The 1527-nt window shown below is 37.9% G+C and carries 3 protein-coding genes; 1 reads left to right on the top strand and 2 read right to left on the bottom strand.

Going from position 1 to position 1527, the window contains the following annotated elements:
- Together E2L07_RS20455 and E2L07_RS20460 are read right to left on the bottom strand one after the other, a co-directional pair.
- The coding region (locus tag E2L07_RS20455) for a transposase family protein (RefSeq protein WP_134230526.1) at positions 1-335 on the bottom strand (335 nt) is incomplete at its 3' end.
- A gap of 224 nt (positions 336-559) precedes the next feature.
- Positions 560-1093 carry a DUF7507 domain-containing protein gene (locus E2L07_RS20460; protein WP_134230527.1) on the bottom strand — a complete coding sequence of 178 codons (534 nt, stop codon included), beginning with the start codon at positions 1091-1093 and terminating at the stop codon, positions 560-562.
- A 235-nt stretch (positions 1094-1328) separates the two neighbouring features.
- Here E2L07_RS20460 and E2L07_RS21085 point away from each other — a divergent pair.
- Positions 1329-1527 (top strand): hypothetical protein (locus E2L07_RS21085; protein ID WP_208402104.1); only part of this gene is annotated, 199 nt, incomplete at its 3' end.

The raw sequence follows: 1527 nt of genomic DNA on the forward strand, positions 1-1527 counted from the left end.
ATGGTTGAGCCAAGACACTGCTCATAGAGATACTCTCGATAGCGATTTGTTTGATGCTTATTTGGTTGAATAGACTCAAACGTCTGTGTGAACACTTCATCACAATTGAAGCAACGAAAACGATTCACTTGAACAAACAGAAAGAGTGGCTTATCAAGTACCTTTAAGTCACGTACTTTACGTGTACGTCTGTCGTGGACATGATTAGTAAGAAACCCACAATACGGGCAACGCTCTTCCGTTGATTTTTTTACAACATTGAGTTGGAAAAACTCTTCATGAAATACTTGTTTAACAACTTTAAATTCCGGCAATTCTAGTGATACGGAAAACACTTTCAGACCCTCCTGGTTTGTTTGGTTAGCACTAACATTATTGCCAGGAATCTGTGAGTGTTTTCTTCTTTTTTGTTTAAATCACTAAAAGTGGTGATGAATCAAAAGGATAAACAATGGAAATATACATTTCTAATGTTTATCCTTTTTGAAATATGTCAAACACCTACTAGTGTATACTGACTAAAAATTGGTTCGCCTATTGGAATAAAATTTTATTCTTCTTAAGGCAACGGTGGGAAAATAAATTCTTCGGATTCTCCCGGTTGAAGAATAGGAATCGTCCCTATTGTTCCTAGTACGTTATCTTCAATAGTAATATTGGTAATTGGGATTCCTCCAATGTTTGTAACAATATATTTAAATTGCGCGGTCATTCCTATGGGAAGTGTTGGTCCGGGTGGTGTGGGTGCAGGTATGAATGTTTCTCCGCCGTCAACGGAGACAAGCTTTTCTATAATCATAGCTCCTACTACTCCTACATAATACGCCGGATCGCAATCCATAACCGTTATATCTTCATAATCTCCATTTACCCTAGCAGTATTGACTCTCTGCCCTTCTTGCCATGTGCCTGTACTTTCAACATTAAAAGACTCACCTGGTGCTAAGGTTGTTGTTGGGATCGTGATTGGTCCTAAGACGTTATCCGTTAACGTTATATTTTCTAGTGGGACATTTCCTATATTCGTTACGATATATCTAAAAACAGGATCTGTTTCCTTGTGGAATGTTAGGTCCCTGTGGTGTATTCGCATTAAAGAAGGCCACTCCTCCGTCTGTGGATACTAACGTCTCTAAATTGATAGCAGGTCCTTCTTGTAAAGGTTGGATGAGTTGACCATTTTGCAAACGCACGTTTTGTGATGGTGTTGCCATATAATAAACTCCTTTCTATTTAAGTTACAATACGAATTTTACGAAGACGGCGTATGGTAAGCAATTGCTGTTGCAGTCAAAGATTCACCATTAACGAACCCTGTTGCTGTAACGATGTTTTGGATTGGTTGGGGTGTTGGTACAAATGGCGTTGGTACATTTGGCGTTTCTAAAATGTCCTCTAATTTAAAGAGCTTGTTCAAAAAGCACCTTTTTAATCAAATCATAAATAGAAAATCAGTTGACTACACTTCCATTAATGGTAATGAAAGTAAAATAATTTCAGACAAAAAAATGTACCTTCGCCCCACTC

This window comes from Halalkalibacterium halodurans (genome assembly GCF_004376175.1).
In the GTDB taxonomy this organism is placed as follows: Bacteria; Bacillota; Bacilli; order Bacillales; family Bacillaceae_D; genus Halalkalibacterium; species Halalkalibacterium halodurans.